This window comes from Mesorhizobium sp. CAU 1732 (genome assembly GCF_039888675.1).
Taxonomy (GTDB): Bacteria; Pseudomonadota; Alphaproteobacteria; order Rhizobiales; family Rhizobiaceae; genus Aerobium.
Genome location: NZ_JBDQQR010000004.1, coordinates 238,651 through 251,807 on the forward strand (window position 1 = coordinate 238,651; position 13,157 = coordinate 251,807).

At 62.3% G+C, this 13,157-nt stretch carries 11 protein-coding genes and 2 pseudogenes; 10 read left to right on the top strand and 3 right to left on the bottom strand.

From position 1 onward, the window contains the following. Window positions 1-188 precede the first annotated feature (188 nt). Window positions 189-674 carry a MarR family winged helix-turn-helix transcriptional regulator gene (locus tag AAFN55_RS24930; RefSeq protein ID WP_347801698.1) on the bottom strand — a complete coding sequence of 162 codons (486 nt, stop codon included), beginning with the start codon at window positions 672-674 and terminating at the stop codon, window positions 189-191. Window positions 675-721: 47 nt separating this feature from the next. Between AAFN55_RS24930 and AAFN55_RS24935 the strand changes: the two genes are divergently transcribed. After that, window positions 722-2,236, top strand: a complete 1,515-nt coding sequence (locus tag AAFN55_RS24935) for an FAD-dependent oxidoreductase (RefSeq protein WP_347801699.1) — start codon at window positions 722-724, stop codon at window positions 2,234-2,236. Between the two features lie 289 nt (window positions 2,237-2,525). Beyond that, window positions 2,526-2,786, top strand: a complete 261-nt coding sequence (locus AAFN55_RS24940; protein WP_347801700.1) for a toxin-antitoxin system HicB family antitoxin — start codon at window positions 2,526-2,528, stop codon at window positions 2,784-2,786. 167 nt (window positions 2,787-2,953) lie between these two features. Here AAFN55_RS24940 and AAFN55_RS24945 read toward each other — a convergent pair. Beyond that, window positions 2,954-3,226: pseudogene (locus tag AAFN55_RS24945) on the bottom strand (hypothetical protein); the annotation flags it as partial. Between the two features lie 228 nt (window positions 3,227-3,454). Here AAFN55_RS24945 and AAFN55_RS24950 point away from each other — a divergent pair. The 8 genes and pseudogenes from AAFN55_RS24950 (at window position 3,455) to AAFN55_RS24985 (ending at window position 11,822) form a co-directional block, all read left to right on the top strand. After that, window positions 3,455-4,582, top strand: coding sequence for a DNA repair exonuclease (locus tag AAFN55_RS24950; RefSeq protein WP_347801701.1), 1,128 nt, complete (start codon window positions 3,455-3,457; stop codon window positions 4,580-4,582). Beyond that, on the top strand, window positions 4,579-7,206 hold the full coding sequence (locus tag AAFN55_RS24955; protein ID WP_347801702.1) for a DNA-binding protein: 2,628 nt from the start codon (window positions 4,579-4,581) through the stop codon (window positions 7,204-7,206). The genes AAFN55_RS24950 and AAFN55_RS24955 overlap by 4 nt, the downstream gene beginning before the upstream one ends. A 97-nt stretch (window positions 7,207-7,303) precedes the next feature. Next, on the top strand, window positions 7,304-7,576 hold the full coding sequence (locus AAFN55_RS24960; RefSeq protein WP_347801703.1) for a type II toxin-antitoxin system VapB family antitoxin: 273 nt from the start codon (window positions 7,304-7,306) through the stop codon (window positions 7,574-7,576). Further along, on the top strand, window positions 7,573-7,986 hold the full coding sequence (locus AAFN55_RS24965; protein WP_347801704.1) for a type II toxin-antitoxin system VapC family toxin: 414 nt from the start codon (window positions 7,573-7,575) through the stop codon (window positions 7,984-7,986). Before AAFN55_RS24960 ends, AAFN55_RS24965 begins: the two co-directional genes overlap by 4 nt. A gap of 37 nt (window positions 7,987-8,023) precedes the next feature. After that, a pseudogene (locus AAFN55_RS24970) lies at window positions 8,024-8,656 on the top strand (recombinase family protein); the annotation flags it as partial. 147 nt (window positions 8,657-8,803) lie between these two features. After that, window positions 8,804-9,319: a hypothetical protein gene (locus AAFN55_RS24975; RefSeq protein WP_347801705.1), complete on the top strand. Its 516-nt coding sequence runs from the start codon at window positions 8,804-8,806 to the stop codon at window positions 9,317-9,319. A gap of 635 nt (window positions 9,320-9,954) precedes the next feature. Then, window positions 9,955-11,277, top strand: coding sequence for a D-amino acid dehydrogenase (locus AAFN55_RS24980; RefSeq protein WP_347801706.1), 1,323 nt, complete (start codon window positions 9,955-9,957; stop codon window positions 11,275-11,277). Between the two features lie 92 nt (window positions 11,278-11,369). After that, complete coding sequence (locus AAFN55_RS24985; RefSeq protein ID WP_347801707.1) at window positions 11,370-11,822, top strand: hypothetical protein; 453 nt, start codon at window positions 11,370-11,372, stop codon at window positions 11,820-11,822. A 226-nt stretch (window positions 11,823-12,048) separates the two neighbouring features. Here AAFN55_RS24985 and AAFN55_RS24990 read toward each other — a convergent pair whose 3' ends face one another. Then, the gene (locus AAFN55_RS24990) at window positions 12,049-13,155 is read right to left on the bottom strand and encodes an ABC transporter substrate-binding protein (RefSeq protein WP_347801708.1); all 1,107 of its coding nucleotides are present in this window, start codon (window positions 13,153-13,155) and stop codon (window positions 12,049-12,051) included. Window positions 13,156-13,157: the final 2 nt, after the last annotated feature.

Below are 13,157 nucleotides of genomic sequence, written 5' to 3' on the forward strand. Positions count from 1 at the left end.
CGGGCAAAGTCCGGATCGCCGTCAAGGCCGTCGCAGTGAGCCAGGTGGTTAAGAGCAGACGGTGTTCACCGTATGACGTTCGGATACTGATCGACGCGGGACCTGAACGGCCAACGTCAAGTGCGGTTCATCGGCCGGTGGCCAGCTCTTGGCGGCAATTCGCCCGCCGGCACGTCCATTTGAGCCACCTATTTCCCGGTAACTGGCTGCCTGCTCATGCCATCGGCGAGCATACGCATAAGCCGGATCAGTGCGTCGAAGTCTTCGCGGGGCCAATCCCGGAACAGGTTCAACGCCATCTTTTCCCGCGCCACATCGACGGCGTCCGTCGCTTCCTTTCCTCGCGGTGTGATGACGGCCTCACGCACCCGCTTGTCGGCGGAGCCTGAGCGGCGCTCGATGAGTTCCAGCGCTTCAAGACGCGCCACCTGGCGGCTCACGGTCGTGTAGTCGCGCCCGACACCTTCGGCCAGTTCCACGACGCCGATCGGTCCCCGTCGCTCGATCATGACGAGAAGAGGAAAAAGTGCTCGTTCGAGCGTAAGTCCGGCCATTTCCAGCATCTGCGCGTCGCGCTCAGGGCGGTTCATCAGACTGGCGATGTCGATGAGCGAACGGTACAGCTCGGGCAGCTGTTTTTTAATATATGTATTATGCACCTTTTTTGTTGACACGCCGGCGTCTCCTTATGATATGTGCATCATACACATTGGAGGTGGCAATGGAAGACGAATACACTCTCGCAGTGCTGATCTGCGGTGCCGGCGCCGCCGGCCTCACACTTGCTATCGACCTTGCCCGGCGTGGCGTGGCGTTTCGCCTGATCGAGAGGATGGATCAGCCGTTCTCCGGCTCACGCGGGAAAGGCATCCAACCGCGAACCCAGGAAGTGTTTGAGGATCTGGGTATCATCGACCGGGTTGTCGCGGCAGGCGGCACCTATCCCCGGATGCACGAGTATCAAAATGATGGCACCTATACCGAACGGGACGTCGCCGAGCGGGACGATCCAACGCCGGCAGAGCCTTATCACATGGCGCTGATGATCCCGCAGTTCCTGACAGAGCGGCTCATGCGCGAGCGGCTCGCGGAGTTCGGCCATCGCGTTGAATTCGGATACGAACTTGTCGGCTTCGAACAAGGCGAGGACGGCGTTACTTCGCGCCTGGTGGGACCAGCCGGCGAAGAGGTCGTCCACAGCCGCTATCTTATTGGAGCAGACGGCGGCCGCAGCTTCGTGCGGGGGGCTCTCGACGTCGGTTTTCCCGGTAAGACTCTGGGCGTGCGGGCAATGGTGGCGGATGTCGCGCTGACCGGCCTCGACCGCGAGGCCTGGCACCAGTTCAACGGTGGCAACATGGAGCGAATGGTCTCGGTTTGCCCGCTCGCCGGAACCGATCTTTTCCAGATCCAGGCAATCATTCCACTGGAAGGCGAAGTGGACCTTTCGGCCGATGGAATCGAACGAATGATCGTCGAGCGAACCGCGCGCAATGTCGCGAAGATTCAATCGGTGACCTGGGCCTCGGCTTACTCCATGAATGCCCGCCTCGCCGACCGCTACCAGATTGGCCGCGTACTCCTCGTAGGTGACGCTGCCCACATCCATCCGCCGACCGGCGGCCAGGGCCTCAATACCAGCGTTCAGGACGCCTATAATCTGGGGTGGAAGCTGGCTGCGGTACTCAGTGGCGCTCCGGATCGTCTGCTCGACAGCTATGAAAGCGAGCGGCGTCCGGTCGCGGAAGCGATGCTCGGGCTTGCAGCCGGCCTTCTTGAGGCGGCAAGGCGTGGGGAGATGCGGCGCGGTCGCGAGGTGCACCAGTTAGACACCGGATATCCCGGGTCGCCGCTCGCTGCAAATTCGCCCGGACGCATGGGCGCGTTGCATGCCGGAGATCGCGCTCCCGATGCGCCGCTGCATGGTGCTGCCGGATGTTCCCGACGCCTCTTCGACTTGTTCACCGGCCCGCACTGGACGCTCATAGGTTTTGAGGCCGAGCACGCTATCACCAAGGGAAGAAATGGCCTGCACATTCACCAGGTTGGAGCCGGTTGCGAGCTACAGGACGTGGGTGGCCATTTCCGCGACGCATACGAACTGGTATCCGGCGAATGGGTGCTCGTTCGACCTGACGGCTATGTCGCCGCGATCGTAAGGCCAGATGAGGCCTCCGCGCTCCAAACACTTTTCGCCGAGGCGGGACTGACGGGCGTCGACGGATTGCCGCACTGAGTTGTCGAACGACGATGGCAGCCCTCCGTGGTCAGGACTGTTGCCGATCACCGTCGAGCACGCCAATGAGATGGGCACATCGGAATTGCATTGAACCAGCATCATGTTGGCGGCCACCGCGCCGACCACGGACCGAAGCTTGCACCCGGGATGATCTCACACGAAGGCCCATGTGACAGCAAAATGACTCAGAGTGCAAAATTGATGAAGACCGCATACCCTTCCGCCCGACCATCAAGCTGGGCGTCACTATTGCAACGCCAGGAGAGATCGTCAGGAGACTGAACACATGACGCAGACCCAACGCTACAAATATCCGCTGCAACTGCCGCAGTCGCTCAAAGAGACGGCGGCGCGTCTTGCCATGGAGGACGGCGTTTCGCTCAATCAGTGGATCGTGTCGGCGGTCGCGCAGAAGATCGGTGCGGTGGAGACAGCCGCCGACTTTCTCAAGGCGCGCGCTGGCACGGCGAAGCGCGGCGACCTGACGCGACTTCTGGACCGGGCACCGGACGCGCCGCCGATGCCGAAGGATGCCATCAAGGACTGACCGAACGGAGGCCACCGCCATGACCCGCGCAGCCTTTTACGCCCGTTATTCGTCCGACAACCAGCGCGAGGCGTCGATCGAGGATCAGTTCCTGCTTTGCCGGGAACAACCGCATGCCCGTTTACGTCATTGATCGCCTTGAAATGATCGAGATCAATGACGGCCAATGTGGCGAAGCCTTCGGCTCGAAGCTGCGCGAACTGTCCCTCGATCGCCCGCCGGTTGAGCAATCCCGTCAATGGGTCCGTTTCGGAAAGCCGTTCAAGCAGATCGGCTTCGGTGCGTGCGCGATCTCGCTCGCGCTTCATCGTCACGAAGCGGTCCGCCGGGCGGCCGCATTCGCGAGAGGATCGACCTCCACCTGCGCGGCTACGATACGACGAGCGAATCCAGCGGCGTTTTCGTCTGGAAGAAAGGGCACATAACGTATGTGCTGCCATACCGACCTTCTGCGACTGAACAGGCGCGGCGCGCGATCGCCGACATTCCCCTTGCCGAGCTCACATCGGTCGCCATCGACAATCACGATCTACTCGACAAGCCAGATCCGGCTCGTGACATGGCCGACTTCTGGGGGTTAAAGCGCTTGCCGCGACCGCGAGAGCAAAGCTCGACGAGGCAATCGCCCGCGCTCGCGTTCACATGGCAATGCAGGATAGAACTCCCTGATGACCTTCCGATTCTTACATTCAAGCGACTTGCATCTCGGCAAGCGCTTCGGGCAGTTCTCAGGCGACCTGCCCGCCAAGCTGCGCGAGGCCCGGCACGCGGCGATCGGCAGACTTGGCGAGCATGCGCGGGCCAAGGGTGCATCGACGATCCTGCTTGCCGGCGACACGTTCGACACCGAGACCCCTGCGCCGGAAGTGCGGCGACAGGCGCTTGCCGAGATGCGTCATCATGCGCCCATCCGCTGGGTGATCCTGCCGGGCAACCACGACTCATTGCAGGCCGCGCAACTCTGGTCGACGCTGCGCGCCGAGGCACCTGAGAACGTGACGCTTGCTGTCGAGGTGACGCCACTCGACCTTGCGCCCGGCGTCACGCTATTGCCAGCGCCCTGTACGACGCGGCGGCCGGGGCGGGATCTCTCCGAGTGGATGGACGGCGCGGTCACGGGCGACGGGACGATCCGCATCGGCCTCGCCCATGGCGCGGTTCGGAGTTTTTCCGAAGAAGACAACGGGCTCGATGTGATCGCGCCGGATCGCGCTCGTCGCGCCGGTCTCTCCTACCTCGCGCTCGGCGATTGGCACGGCGGCGTCGAGATCGATCAGCGCACACGCTATAGCGGCACCCCGGAGCCCGACCGCTTCAAACACGATCGGCCGGGCGAGGCGTTGCTTGTGTCGCTCGACGGATCGTCGGCGCTTCCGCAAGTAACCCCGCTCGAGACGGGCAGTTTCTCCTGGCGCACTCTGGCGTTCGATCTCCTCGACGGTGACGATGCCGTTGCGCGCATGGAAGCACTCCTTCCTGAAGCTCGGCTGAGGCGGCAGGCGCTGGTCACAATCGTTGCCGGCGGCCGGGCACGCCTTCAAGCTCGCACCGCGCTGGCATCCGCGGTCGAGAATGCGCGGCCTGACTTCGCCGAACTTGAATTCGACGATAAGGCGCTGGTCACCGAATGCGAGGCTGGAGACCTCGACGCCATCGACCGGGCGGGCGCGCTGCGCGAGGCAGCCGACGCGCTGCTTGCCGAGGCAGACGATGTGGCCCGCTCTGCTGAGGAGCGGGAAATCTCACGGACGGCATTGGGCCGGCTCTATGCCTATGCACAGACGGTCGCCCCATGAAGATCTCGGCCCTGCGTCTGTTCAACGTGAAGCGGTTCGCCAGACGCGGCGTCGCCATCGAAGGCATCGGTGACGGCGTGAACGTGCTCTGTGCAGTCAACGAATTCGGCAAGTCGACCAGTTTCGAGGCCCTGCACGCGCTGTTCTTCCAGCCCCATTCGAGCACCGCAGGCGATGTCAGGAATCTGCGGCCCTACAGCGGCGGAAATCCGCTGGTCGAAACAGATATCTCGACGGAGGCGGGCGCGTTTCGCATCACCAAGCAGTTTTATGGCAGGGGCTCCGCACGCGTCATAGATATCGCGAACGGCCGACTGGTAGCGCAGGCCGACGAAGCCGAGAACTTCATCGCCGGCCTTGTACGGGGCGGAACAGCCGGACCGGCCGGCCTGCTGTGGGTGCGCCAGGGCGTGACCGGCATCGAGAGGCGCAACAAGTCCGAGGAAGAGGGCGAGACGAAGGTTCGTACAAGCCTGCTCCAATCGGTGCAAGGCGAGGTCGAGGCTGTCACCGGCGGGCGCCGTATGTCCGAGATAATGGCCGCCATCGAAGAGGCGCTGGGCCGGCTCGTCACGCCGACCGGACGCCCCAAGACTGGAGAACGCTATGCCGCAGCATCCGACGAGCGCGACAGGCTTGAAGAGCAGGAGAGCAAGCTCGGCGGCGAGGTAAAGACCCTTCGCGAGGCGCTCGACAAACGTGCAGCGTCGGCAAAGCGGCTTGCCGGACTCGACCGCACCGAGGATCGCGAAGAGCGGAGAAAGGCCATCGAAGCGGCACAGGCAACCTTCGATGCAGCGAAGAGCCGATCTGAGACGCTTCGTGCGGCAGAAGCGGAACTCGGACTCCTTCGGGAGCAGCGGGATAATGCGCACCGTGAGCACAATGATTTCGGGACCGCGCTCGAAAGGGCGTCCAGTATCAAGATCAAGCTCGGCGAGGCCGAACGCCGGCGCGTGGGAGCGCTTGCGAACCGCGATGCGGTTGCTGCCGCGGCAGCGAGGGCACATGCGGATATCGAGATTGCGGAAACGGAGGAACAGGAAGCACGCGCTCTCCTGGCTCGCCTGAATGCCGCGCTGACTGCGCGCGAAGCCGCTGAGCGGTTGGCCAGCCTGGAGCAGAAGCTGGAAGCGGCCGAGACTATCCGCGCGCAAATCGAGGCGGAAGAGGCAGAGCTGGCACTGTTGAGACTGCCTGAAAAAGCCGTGACGGAACTCGAAGCGCTCGAGGTCGAGATCGCCAAGCTCAAGGCGGTCGCCGAGGCTGACCGTCCTCTTGTTGCAATCGCCTACGAGCCGCAGGCGCCGGCCGTCCGCCTCGACGGCGAGTCGCTGAAGGACGGCGAACCGCGCAGCTATGGCGGGCAAGCGGAGCTGGCGATCCCTGGTGTTGGTCTGGTCACGCTAAGATCCAGCCGTCCGGCCGGCGGCGATGAGCAGTTGCGGCAGTCGGAGGAACAACGCCGCATGCTCCTTGCTTCAATGGGCGTCAACGACCTTGCGGCCGCGCGCAAGAGACAGGTGGAAGCGCAGCGCAAGGAGGGCGATCTGCGCGAGAAGAGGACGCGCCTGTCGATGCTCACGCCGGACGGGTTGCCGCAACTTCGGGAAGACGTGGCGGCGCATCGGGCGATGACAGGCGACGTGCTCGAACTGAAGGAAGATCCATCCAAAGTTCGAGCCGCGCATGAGGCGGCTGAGACAAGGCGGCTGGCCGCGCGGCAGGCTTGGCGTGCAGTCGAGCCGATGCAGACGGCCGCCGCCGATGCGGTCGTCGCGGCACAAACTGCCTTTGCCGGGGTGGACGCCGAGCGGACACAGGTGGAGGCTACACTCGGGCCGGAGGCAACGCGCGTCGAACGCGAAGGTCGGATGGCCGCGCGGTTGGCGGACCTCGACACCCGGCTGGCAGAGCAGCAGGCGGCCGTCGAGCAATTGCAGAAGGAAGTCATCGATCTCGCTTCGGCCGAGGCGACACTGCGCCGTTTCCGCTCCGTCGCAGAGGCGGCTGAGAAGGAGATGAGCAATTTGCGGGAGGAGATCGCCGGCCTCACCGCTGAAATACGAGCCCGCTCGGAAGATGCGGTCGAGGAGAGATGGCGCGAGACTGTCGACGCCCTCGCGGCGGCAAATATACGCGTTGCGGGCTACGAGAAGGAGGTCGCGGTGCTGCAGCGGCTTCGTTCCTCCCTGGAGACCGCGAGGAGACAGGCGCGCGAGACGTATCTCCTGCCGGTGATGTCCGAACTGCGGCCACTGCTCGGGCTGCTCTTCGACGACGTCTCGATCACATTCGACGACAAGACACTCTTGCCACACAAGATATTGCGCAATGGCCAGGAAGAGGATGTCGAGCGCCTCAGCGGCGGGATGAGGGAGCAGCTTTCCGTGCTGACGCGGCTCGCCTTCGCACGCCTCCTGGCGAAGGATGGCCGCCCGGCGCCGGTGATCTTGGATGACGCCCTGGTTTATTCCGACGACGACCGCATCGAGAAGATGTTCGACGCGCTGCACCGCCAGGCGCGCGAGCAGCAGATCATCGTCTTCTCGTGCCGCCAGCGTGCATTCCAGAAACTCGGCGGGACCGTATTGCAGATGTCAGACTGGGCGCCTGACGAGTAAGCTTGGAGAACCGCTGGAGCAGCCGCGATCCAGATCATTTGGTTGAAGGATCACAATGAAGATGTTATCTAGATTATTGATCTAGAAGGAGGCTGATATGGCCTTGAGCATCAAGACCGAAGAAGCGGATCGGCTGGCCCGCGAGTTGTCCCGCCTGACTGGCGAAACCATGACGGACGCCATCACCCAGGCAATGCGCGAGCGGCTGGAAAGATTGCGCGTCGAGCAGGAAGCGCAAAGCGACTACGTTTCGCGCATGAAGGCTTTCGTTCGCGCACGCGCCGGCCGCTATGACCGTCGCCCGGTCACGAAACAGGAGTGGGATGAAGCGGTCGGCGACACGCCTGAGGAGCTTGGTTTCCCGCGATGATGATCGTCGATGCGTCCGCCATCATCGCGATCATGTTCGAGGAGGCGGAAGCGGCTGATTGCATGGCCGCTTTCCGAACGGACACTTCGCGTCTCATCTCGGCGGTGAACTATGTCGAGGCCGGCACTGTCATGGCAGGCAGGATCAAGGACGGGGACCGGCACGAAGCGATTGCCGACCTGGATGCATTTCTGTCCGACTTCCGCATCGCGATCGCTCCTACGGATGAGAACCTCGCGCGTACCGCCGTCAGGGCGCGTCTGGACTATGGCAAGGGGTTTGGCACGCGGGGCGGCCTGAACCTCGGCGACTGCTTCGCTTATGCCCTCGCCAAACGGCATTCGGCCCCGCTTCTGTATGTGGGCGACGACTTTGCGCTCACCGATGTTCAGCCCGCATTGTCGCGGTAGCTGGCCGACGAAAAAAGGACTGAACTCATGACCCGCGCTGCACTATGCCCGTTTTTCGTCCGACAACCAGCGCGAGGCGTCGATCGAGGATCAGTTCCGGCTGTGTCGCGAATACGCGCAGCCGGAGCGATGGGAGATCGTCGGTTCTTATGAGGACGCGGCCATATCGGGATCAAGCACGGTCCTGCGACCGGGTATCCAGTGGCTGGTGCGCGATCCCCAGCATGGCGCGTTCAACATTCTCCTAGCCGATGCGCTGGACCGGATCAGCCGCGACCAGGCGGACGTGGCGACGCTCTACAAGCATCTGAAATTCGCGGGCGTCACTATCGTCACTTTGGCCGAAGGTGAGATCAGCGAACTGCATGTCGGCCTGAAAGGCACGATGAACGCGTTGTTCCTTAAAGACCTTGCCGACAAGACGCGGCGCGGCCTGCGGGGCAGGGTGGAGAAGGGCAAAGCTGGGGGAGGGCTGTGCTACGGCTACCGCGTCATAAAGAAGTTCGACGCCGAGGGCGAGCCGATCCGGGGCGACCGGGAGATTGTCCTCGAAGAAGCGGAGGTCGTGCGCCGCATCTTCCGCGAGTTCGCGTCCGGCAAGAGCCCGAGGGCCATCGCCGTTGATCTGAACAGGGAGGGTATTCCCGGCCCGCTCGGCCGGGCATGGGGCGACGATGGTAGGCGCCGGTCGCCTCGAAGACGATCCGGACAGGCGCCACACCCTGGTTCGACATCCAGCGCAGAAGCGCCTTCAGGCCGGGCTTGTCGTTGGTGAACTGCCGCGTATCGGCAAGCGCGCCAGAACCGAGACTCCTTCATGCTCACGGTTTGCCATTACAGCTCGTCATTTTTCATTCGATGGCGGGATTTTTGCGTTTGCTGCGACCTTCTTGCTACATTGCACATTTTCGCCGTATTTGGTCAAACTGAGCGAATGAACGCGCACGAGTTAGAGCCCCTTTTGGTTGAGTTGGTGCTTCGAGGAACAGACGCAGCGACCACCAGCCTTGCAAGCATTCTCGATGCCCTTGCGACAAAGACCGGGGGCGTCATTGAGTTTGATATTAGGGTCGACCACGACACGCAGATTCAGCGGCTTGCCAGCGTTATGTTTGCTGAGAGGCAGCGGGTTATCCTGGCGCTGTCGACTGATGGACAGCAAATCGTCCAAGCGCAGGTGGCGGATGCAGTGGACAGCGATTTCTTCCGCCCACTAGCCCTCTGGTTCGCACTGCCCATGAGGGAAAAGCCGCACGTCAATGTCGATGCAGCGGCCGCCTTGCTCCTGGGAGCCCTTCGAAGCAATGGCCAACTGCCAACTCTCATTGGTTAGCAGCATGTTCTTGCGCGTTATCCCAACAGCGCGCCAAAGCCGTCTTGTTGTCCATCCGAACGCAGATGTGATTGCCGCGATCGTTGGGCAACTCCGGCGAGCTCCGCCCCGAAACCCGACAATCGTTCCTTGTTGTGAACGACCGCCAGAATAGCCAGCTTCGCCATATCCCGGGGGAGCAACCTGCGATCCGAAATGCGTGGTGAAGAGATTTGTAAGAACTTGCGGACGGAAGTCCGAGGGGAGAGCCTATCGCCCAGTTCGCGCCCTGCCCGGCGGTGGCGATAAGGCGTGGCTTGCCGCAATCGTGGCCAGATGTTCGTAGCCGGTCCGCGTCGGATCGTAGCGAGCGACGGGATCTGGAAGTTCGACTGCAGCACTCAGCGGTTCGTCGTTGAACATAAACGTCAAAGATCATAGGTACTTCATCTGTTCGGAATGAGCACATGCCTTTGGCCCAGACAACAAGCAATGCCCAATCGAGGACCCGCGCGCGTTTCATGAACCACGCGGGCAGCCTCATCGCATGCATTTAGCCCTGGCGCGGCCGCAAGGCCGTCGACCGGGGGCCGGAAATCTAACCAAGCCTAAAATTCGGTTTTGATTACGGGTCCGCTCCGCCGGCCCCGGTGGAGATGCATGATGAGATTTTGGTTTTCCAGTATTATTCAGAGCATTACGCCCTTGTTTTCCGGGGGGCGAGCATGAGAGTTCTCGTTCTTGGCAGCGGCGTTATCGGGGTGACCTCGGCGTGGTATCTGGCCCAGGCCGGACACGAGGTTACTGTCGTAGACCGGCAGTCCGGCCCCGCTCTCGAAACAAGCTACGCCAATGCAGGGGAGGTGTCGCCCGGCTACGCGTCTCCCTGGGCCGGCCCCGGCGTGCCCCTAAAGGCACTGAAGTGGCTTTTGATGAAACACGGCCCGCTGGCGATCCGCCCCACGTTGGATCCGGCGACATTGTCATGGCTCCTGAAGCTGCTGCGAAACTGCACGTCCTCTCGTTACGCGATCAACAAGGCGCGGATGGTGCCGATCGCGGAATACAGCCGCGATTGCCTGCGCGACCTGCGCGCATCCACCGGTATCGCCTATGACGAACGCGCGCAGGGCACGCTGCAACTGTTCCGTACGCATCACCAGTTGAACGGGATCGGCAACGACGTCGAGGTTCTGAAGCAGTTCGGGGTTGCCTTCGAAGTTCTTGACCGGGCGGGCTGCACCATTGCGGAACCGGCGCTGGGGCGGGTGCCGGAAAAGTTCGTGGGCGGCTTGCGACTTCCTGGCGACGAGACCGGGGATTGCCGCCTCTTCACCGAACGGCTGGCGGAAATGGCAAGCCCGGCGGTCGACTTCCGCTACGGCGTGACCATCAAAGAGCTGATACATGAGGGCGGCCGGGTTCTGGGCGTCCGCACCGACCGGGGAGAAATCCGGTCCGACGCCGTAGTTGTGGCGCTCGGCAGCTATTCCCCCCAGCTTCTGAACCCACTCGGCATCCGCATCCCGGTCTATCCGGTGAAGGGGTACTCATTGACGGTGCCGATCGCGGACGAGTCATGTGCCCCGGTCTCCACTGTCATGGATGAAACCTACAAGATCGCGATCACGCGCCTCGGCGACCGGATCCGCGCCGGCGGCACGGCGGAGATCGCAGGCTATGACAGGTCGCTACGCCTGTCGCGCCGGGCGCCACTTGAGCATTCCGTAAAGGATTTGTTCGATGGCGGCGGCAGATGGAAAGACGTGACCTTCTGGTCGGGCCTGCGGCCAATGACACCTGACGGTCCGCCGATCATAGGGAACACGCCCGTTGCCGGCCTCTACCTCAACACCGGACACGGCACGCTTGGCTGGACGATGGCCTGCGGTTCGGGACGTGTCCTGGCCGACATCATTTCGGGAGCGCGCCCTGACATCGACGTCAACCACCTCGGTGTCGGCCGATATTTGGCGTGAGCGGGAGTGTCGTGATAGGCCGTCCTCTGTCGCGGGTCGTGTGGGTCGGGCGTGCGGTGTGAGGCTGCCCGACCTTTGTGTGGTGCGTCATTGTGGCGGTTGAGGAACAACTGGCTGATGCCGGTCATCATCTGACCGTCTGCATTGGCGCGAATACCGCTGAAGACGTGACAGTCGAGGACCGTTCCGTTTCGATGCGGCGGCCATATGCTTCGTCCGGTGAATCGCGACCAGGTGCCCCTCCCTCGGGACCCCAGGCGCCGATCGCGAGGGTATTTCGTAGCTGCTCGAGCCTTACGCATCTGCCGCCGGGGACGGTTTGGGAACGGGAGGCGATAGACGAGCTGATCAGGCTCGTTGCGGCGGTCCCAGCCGACCAGACAGCACTGGCATGGGATACGCTTGGCGGCATCGCCATCGATGACGACATCAAGCTTGGCCGCGTTGACAGTGCCCGCCTGACCGCGAATTTCCAGGAGACGGTGCGCCGCCTCGCGGGGGCAGGTTTTGACCGAGATCGACACTTGCTAACCGTGGAGATTTGAAGCCCGTCCCGCAACGGGCCTATACGCAATTAATAACGGTCTCGGCTCGAACGGGACCGTTTATGTCAATCTTGCCCTTTAGCGTTCGAATCCCATCGCCATCGACGCGGGCCAGTCCCAGACTACTTGCAGCAATTTACGGCGCGTCACCACACGCTCGAAATGCTGCACCAGAGCAAATAACACCCCCTCTCCGATGTAAACGGAGAGGGGCGCATCGATCCATTTACGCACGGAATGCTCGCGCACGTGCTATGATTGGGGCGACATCGAAGTCATTCATGGCGGGGACGAATTGCCGGGTAAAGTAGGCCGAGGCCGGCAACACTTCCTTGATCGCTTTGCCCTCGAACATCACGGTGGCAGCAAATTCTATCGCCTCGTCGGAGACGTCGCCGATCTTTTCGGTTCGGTCGAACACGCGTTGCTGCAGACGCATAAATTGCTTGCGCGCGGCAAGGCGCCGGCCGTCGAGATCGATCAGGTGCTGTTCGCTCAAGCCGTTCGGACGCGACGCTGGGAACGTCTGGAAATGCAGTTTCGTCAATTCCGCTGGCTCGGCTGCTGCCATCACCACGATCGACTTCGCCATCGCGCGCGCAATCTTTTCAATCAACTCTGGTTCCTTCTCCACCGTGGAGGCCAACGTGCTGTTCGCTTGGCTGTAACCAATGCGCCGCAGCGGCTCGGGCAGGAAATAATTCAGCTGCGCTCCATTGGTCTCGAACAGAGCGTATACCGCATCCCAAAGAAACAGAGCCTGCACGCGCCCGCGCTGCAGAGCATCCAGCGCCGGCAGCGATGAACCGACGACGAGAACCGGAACGTCTTTCGGATCCCACCCTTGTGCCCGCACGATCATCTCAATTGTCGGAATCAAGGCCGGCGAGTTCGTCCCGATCGTCTGGCCCTTCATATCCGCGAATGATTTGATGGGACCATCCTTCAACACCGCGACCGACTGGTAATTGTCGGGAATGGGGCACATGAAGCCCACCACCGGTATGCCATTGGAACGGCCGCCGAAGATGCCGCCTGCGCCCGTAACCATGGCGGAGGCTTGTCCTGAAACCATCAAGTTGGTCGCGAGTTGGGCTCCTGCAACCGGCATGATTTCGACGTCGAGGCCCTCTTCAGCGTAGAAGCCGAACGAGATCGGGATGGACGCGTAGACTGCGTCTGCGGAGGAATCGAGAGTTGCAATACCGTAGGATATGCCGATCTTGCGGCGCGTTTGCGCAATGGCCGGCATCGCCAGCGTTGTCGCCGTGGCCGCTGCGGCGGCAAGCAGTTTTCGCCGGGTTAAGGCGAACGGAATGTATTTAATTGTCATTT

Bases quoted from the DNA above. Each gene is read 5' to 3' on its own strand.
- AAFN55_RS24935 (WP_347801699.1), top strand. From the start codon at position 722: ATGGAAGACGAATACACTCTCGCAGTGCTGATCTGCGGTGCCGGCGCC.
- AAFN55_RS24965 (WP_347801704.1), top strand. From the start codon at position 7,573: ATGATGATCGTCGATGCGTCCGCCATCATCGCGATCATGTTCGAGGAG.
- AAFN55_RS24955 (WP_347801702.1), top strand. From the start codon at position 4,579: ATGAAGATCTCGGCCCTGCGTCTGTTCAACGTGAAGCGGTTCGCCAGA.
- AAFN55_RS24950 (WP_347801701.1), top strand. From the start codon at position 3,455: ATGACCTTCCGATTCTTACATTCAAGCGACTTGCATCTCGGCAAGCGC.
- AAFN55_RS24990 (WP_347801708.1), bottom strand. From the start codon at position 13,155: ATGACAATTAAATACATTCCGTTCGCCTTAACCCGGCGAAAACTGCTT.
- AAFN55_RS24975 (WP_347801705.1), top strand. From the start codon at position 8,804: ATGCTCACGGTTTGCCATTACAGCTCGTCATTTTTCATTCGATGGCGG.
- AAFN55_RS24960 (WP_347801703.1), top strand. From the start codon at position 7,304: ATGGCCTTGAGCATCAAGACCGAAGAAGCGGATCGGCTGGCCCGCGAG.
- AAFN55_RS24980 (WP_347801706.1), top strand. From the start codon at position 9,955: ATGCATGATGAGATTTTGGTTTTCCAGTATTATTCAGAGCATTACGCC.
- AAFN55_RS24940 (WP_347801700.1), top strand. From the start codon at position 2,526: ATGACGCAGACCCAACGCTACAAATATCCGCTGCAACTGCCGCAGTCG.